Source organism: Nevskia soli (assembly GCF_903970205.1).
Lineage (GTDB): Bacteria > Acidobacteriota > Terriglobia > Bryobacterales > Bryobacteraceae > Bog-113.
The window spans coordinates 1-4,657 of sequence record NZ_CAJCHS010000263.1 but is presented as its reverse complement, the minus strand read 5'-3'; the positions used below and the strand labels follow the sequence as shown (position 1 = coordinate 4,657).

Here is a 4,657-nt window from a genome sequence, read left to right as displayed (position 1 = left end):
TCTTCGGACTGCTGTTGCTCGCGGCGTTCATCGGCGGCATTGTGTATTGGGTGGCGACGGATTCCGCGTTAGATGTGACGTTGCAGCGCCGGGAGGATATGATCGCCTCGCTGACGCGTGGGGAGGGGCCGATGTCGATGGGCGGCTGATGAACGATCTGAAGGTCAATCCAAGGACTGTCGCGGATCACTGTCTTGCGCGGGGAAACCGGGTTTTCTAAAACAGATGGGTTGACTACACCACACCAGTTACTCGGCGGCGATACCCCGGAGGCGCGCATCCTGGCGGGTGATCTCGAAGTGGTAAGCAATCTTTTTCATTCCATCCATTACGTCCGCGTTACGTGAATAGCACTGCCTGCGGAGGCTTGTCGGGAATAGCGGTGCGCGGTACCTGGTATCGAGCCGTTGATCCGAGACGCGCGGCGAGGGGCCGGCGTCGACGGGTGATAGGTTCGTTGACCGCGAAAACAGCGTGCGAGGCTTTCTCAGCGGCAGGGTTCACAATAAGTAGGGCTTGGCCGTTCTCGCCCATGAACAGATCCGATGCACAATAATGGAAGGGCCGGATGAAACCAATGGCGACTTCTCAGTACGACGAGGCACTTAGACGCGCGAGATCTCTGAGCGCTGTCGATCAGAAACGATTGCTCGCGGAACTCGATGCGCCGGGCGAGTCAGCTCAAGTTCAGAGTGCCAGCATTCTTGAGCTCCAGGGCTTGGGTTCCGGGGGTTCATCGTTGGGATCGACAGGAGCTGGATTCCAGTTTGTTCCAGGTAGTTACATCCACACTAACGCTCACCGTGCGCAATCTCAAACGTTACCGGTTAGTGCAGCTATCGCGCAGCAAGCTGCTGAGTTTGCGATCTCGCTACAGCCTGCGCACGCCTGATGCGGTCCAACTGGCGACGGCGATACAGTCGGAAGCGGAATACTTTTTGACCAACGACAAGAAGCTGCGCCGACCCGAACGGATTCGAACTATCACCGTTGAGGAACTTCCGATCCACGCTGCGCATCCTTAACGCAAGCTCTTGTCCGAGAAAGTCGTCAGCAAAAGATCAACGAACCGCCGCGGACAATACTGCATCCGCAGCAGCGTGACGGAAATCATCTCAATGATTATCTCCGAGACGATCGCTCCTGCTAGCGCGCAGATGTCAGACCCAGGAACCGCGACGGTAATAATGCCGATGCTGTCGTAGACCCGGAGGCGAAGCAAGTATTCGTGTCGGCAGTGAGCAGCAACCAGCACTACCGACCGAACTTCGACCTATTGCGCTCTTCGCGAACGATGGCGTCAACATCTTCCGCCTGAATGCCGTGCTTGCGCGGGTAACCGCTCCGTCACCGTCGCGGCTCTGTAACGTACTTAGGTAACCGCTCCGTCACCGTCGCGGCTCTGTAACGTACTTAGGTAACCGCTCCGTCACCGTCGCGGCTCTGTAACGTACTTAGAACTACAGAGCCGCGCGCGTCAGCAAGCGGTCTCCTTCGACTAAAAGGTTGCCCGGCAACCGAACGGTGCATCTGGTCGAGAATCTCGAATAGCTTTGTCTCGTCCGCCAGGCCTGCGCTACCTTGTTCACTGACTGCCGCGCATGACGCGATCCTCGAGCACGGCGACGCGGGTGTCGAGCTCCGAGAATTTTCTCATCACCAAGTCGAAGCGCGTGTCCATGCGCGACGCCAAGTTGACGAACAGTGCCGTGTTCGCCAAGATACCCACGAGCGGAATCGCCACTAAAATGTAGAGTTGTAAGCCGGTCACGCCTTCGTCCCTTTAACGCAGCGATCTCCCGCGCCGCCTTAATGCCCGGAACCAACCGAATCCGCCGGCACCGCGTCTACCAGCACCCCACCCGCAGCATTCCGCGACGGCGCAAGCAAGTCTTCTTTGCGGTAAACCAGCGTGCTCGTATTGAAACTCGAGAGCTCGAAGCCATGCCCATGCGTAATCGCATCCGTCGGGCAAGCCTCCACGCAAAACCCGCAAAAGATACACCGGTTGTAATCGATGTTGTAGACCTTGGCGTAGCGCTCGCCGCCGCTGATCCGAACCTGTTCCGTATTCTCGGCCGCTTCAATATAGATGCACTGCGCCGGACACGCGGCCGAACACAGGAAACAGGCCACGCACTTTTCCAGGCCGTTCTCATCGCGCTGCAGCACGTGCTTGCCGCGATAGCGTTCTTCAAACTTCGGCGGTTCATCCGGATAAGTCTCGGTGATATCCGGCGACAGCATCTCCTTCAGCGTGACGCTCATGCCTTTGGCCACCGAAGCGGCCGCGCCGAAGATCTCTTCCAGTTTGTTCGCCATCTAGTTCCTATCGTACATGCGATCGCGTAGGCGCACCGACCGGCGCGCTCAAAGCCTGGCGTGTCAGCCCGGTTTCAGCGCCGGAACCTTCTCGCGTTGGCGGAATGTCTCGACGCCGAACTGCTTGCCCAGCGCATCCAAGTCGGCCTTCACGAAGCCGGTGAAGGACTGCGTGATCATGCCCTCCGGCGAGATCACGAAGACTGTGGGGACAAACTCAATTCGATAGGCGTTCGCGCCGGCGTAGTGCTCCTTCTTCGTGTCGGGAAGAACCGGCAAACTTAGCCCGTAGGTCTCGTAGAACTCGCGCGTGGCCGACGCGTCATCCTGCGACACCGCCAGAAAAGTCGCCTTTCCGGCAGCCGCGTTGGCGATCCGCTGCACGAACGGCATCGTGTACTGGCAGGTCGGGCAGGCCACTTTGAAGAAGACCAGGACCAGCGGCCTATCCGAAAGCCAATCCTTTAGAGCGAAATTCGGGGCCTTAGTTCCCGGTGTCAGCACGTGCCTGCTCCTCGATCCATGCATTCACCCGCGTGTCTAACACATTCAGCGGAATCGCACCGGCGCTGAGCACCTCGTCATGAAAGCGGCGCACGTCGAACTTCGCGCCCAAGCGCTGTTCCGCTTTCGTGCGCAGCTCGCGGATCTTCAGCTGCCCGATCTTGTACGCGTCCGCCTGCCCCGGCCACGCGATGTAGCGATCCACTTCCGCCACGATATTCGTCGCAGTCAGCGCCGTATTCGCCTTCATGAAATCGATCGCCTGCTGCCGCGTCCAGCCCATCGCATGCATTCCAGTATCGACGACCAGCCGGCACGCCCGCCACATCTCGTAACTCAACTGGGCGAATCGCGAGTACGGATCTTTGTAAAAGCCCATCTCATACCCGAGGCTCTCCGCATAGAGTCCCCAGCCCTCCACAAACGCCGTCGGATCCAGCGACTTGCGAAAGTCCGGAACATCCGTCAACTCATGAGCCAGCGCGATCTGCAGATGGTGCCCCGGTACGGACTCGTGCATCGAAAGCACTTCCATCTCATACTTGGGCCGCTGATCCAGCTTGTACGTATTCACGCGGTAGATACCCGGACGGCTGCCGTCCACCGACCCCGGATCATAGAACGCCGTCGTTTGCGAAGGCGCGTAATAAGCGTCAATGGGCTCGACTCCATAGGGCGTTCGCGGCAGCTTGCCGAACAGCTTCGGCAGTTGCTCGTCGATGCGCTTGCAGATATCCCGATAGCCGGTGACCAGGTCGTCAGCTCGCGTGTAATAGAAGCGCGGATCGGCGCGCAGAAACTGAACGAACTCGACAAAGCTGCCGTGGAAGTCCGCCGCAGCCAGGGTCTTTTCCATCTCTGCCCGAATGCGTTTCACCTCGCTTTCGCCGATCGCGTGAATCTGTTCCGGAGTCAGGCCGGTCGTGGTCTGCCGCTTGACGTTCGCCCGATACCAGGCCGCGCCATCCGGCACCGCGGAGAACGCGATTGTTTCGCGGCAATGCGGGATGTATTCGTTCACCAGGAAATCGCGCCAGGTCCGAAACGCCGGATAGACTTTCCCGTCGACGAGCGCGGCAGCCTCGCGCCGCAGCCGGTCCTGATCGGCCGGCGGAATGCTCGCCGGGAAATTGTTGAAGTTCTTGAGCAGGACGCTCTCCGCCGGCGCCTGCTTCAAAATGGCGTCCACTTGGGCGGGAACATCGCGCATCACTACGCTCGGCTGCGTGACGCCGGTGCGAAGGCCCTCACGCAGCAGGGCGATGTTTTGGTCCACCAGAGCGGGTGCGGTCTTAAGGCGTGCAATCGCGTCCTCGTAATCTTTGACGGTGCGTGCCGGAGCGCTCTCCAGCACGCGCGGGACCTCGCTGTGCACGCCGCCGCCGAGCGGATCAACCGCCAGAAACTCGGATGGAAAACGATTGCCCTCGATTTCGGATTCCACCATCCAGCGGAACAGGTCGAAGTTCAGCTGATCGTCCGTCCCGAGCTTGGCGCGATCGATTGCCATCAAACGCGGCAGCAAGTCGATGGTGTGTTTCTTCGCGGCCGCGATGGCTTCCGGCGACCGGTCCGACCAGCGGTCGTTGTACCCCGGATAGCCCTCGAAGGTCGCCAGTTCCGGATCGTGACGCATGAGCCACGCGTGTTGGTCGGCGAAGAGCTGGTGCAGGCGGGCCGCTTCTTCTTGCGCGTATGACGCCATCGGAAGGGCGGCCAGAATTAACGGGACATAACGAAGCATGGGGTGATGCGCCATCGGGTGACGTTATGATAGCCAAACAACCATGAAGTTTCTGCGCAATTCCCTTTGGGCCTCATTCCTCTGCAT

The 4,657-nt window shown here is 59.5% G+C and carries 5 protein-coding genes; 1 reads left to right on the top strand and 4 read right to left on the bottom strand.

Features of this window, described 5'->3' with window-relative positions:
- Nucleotides 1-704 precede the first annotated feature (704 nt).
- Nucleotides 705-1,025 (top strand): type II toxin-antitoxin system VapC family toxin, encoded by a 321-nt coding sequence (locus H1Y01_RS11935; RefSeq protein WP_219341487.1) that lies wholly within the window; start codon nucleotides 705-707, stop codon nucleotides 1,023-1,025.
- 560 nt (nucleotides 1,026-1,585) lie between these two features.
- Here H1Y01_RS11935 and H1Y01_RS11930 read toward each other — a convergent pair.
- The 4 genes from H1Y01_RS11930 to H1Y01_RS11915 all read right to left on the bottom strand — a co-directional run bounded on the left by H1Y01_RS11930 (nucleotide 1,586) and on the right by H1Y01_RS11915 (nucleotide 4,570).
- Nucleotides 1,586-1,771, bottom strand: coding sequence for a hypothetical protein (locus H1Y01_RS11930; protein WP_180540746.1), 186 nt, complete (start codon nucleotides 1,769-1,771; stop codon nucleotides 1,586-1,588).
- Nucleotides 1,772-1,809: 38 nt separating this feature from the next.
- On the bottom strand, nucleotides 1,810-2,322 hold the full coding sequence (gene nuoI / locus H1Y01_RS11925; RefSeq protein WP_180540745.1) for an NADH-quinone oxidoreductase subunit NuoI: 513 nt from the start codon (nucleotides 2,320-2,322) through the stop codon (nucleotides 1,810-1,812).
- Between the two features lie 63 nt (nucleotides 2,323-2,385).
- Nucleotides 2,386-2,826, bottom strand: coding sequence for a peroxiredoxin family protein (locus H1Y01_RS11920; RefSeq protein WP_180540744.1), 441 nt, complete (start codon nucleotides 2,824-2,826; stop codon nucleotides 2,386-2,388).
- Nucleotides 2,807-4,570 (bottom strand): DUF885 domain-containing protein, encoded by a 1,764-nt coding sequence (locus H1Y01_RS11915; RefSeq protein ID WP_180540743.1) that lies wholly within the window; start codon nucleotides 4,568-4,570, stop codon nucleotides 2,807-2,809. The genes H1Y01_RS11920 and H1Y01_RS11915 overlap by 20 nt, the downstream gene beginning before the upstream one ends.
- Between the last annotated feature and the right edge of the window lie 87 nt (nucleotides 4,571-4,657).

What these genes read in the sequence shown, in the direction of transcription:
- H1Y01_RS11915 (WP_180540743.1), bottom strand. Translation starts at nt 4,570, where the DNA reads ATGCTTCGTTATGTCCCGTTAATTCTGGCCGCCCTTCCGATGGCGTCA.
- nuoI (WP_180540745.1), bottom strand. Translation starts at nt 2,322, where the DNA reads ATGGCGAACAAACTGGAAGAGATCTTCGGCGCGGCCGCTTCGGTGGCC.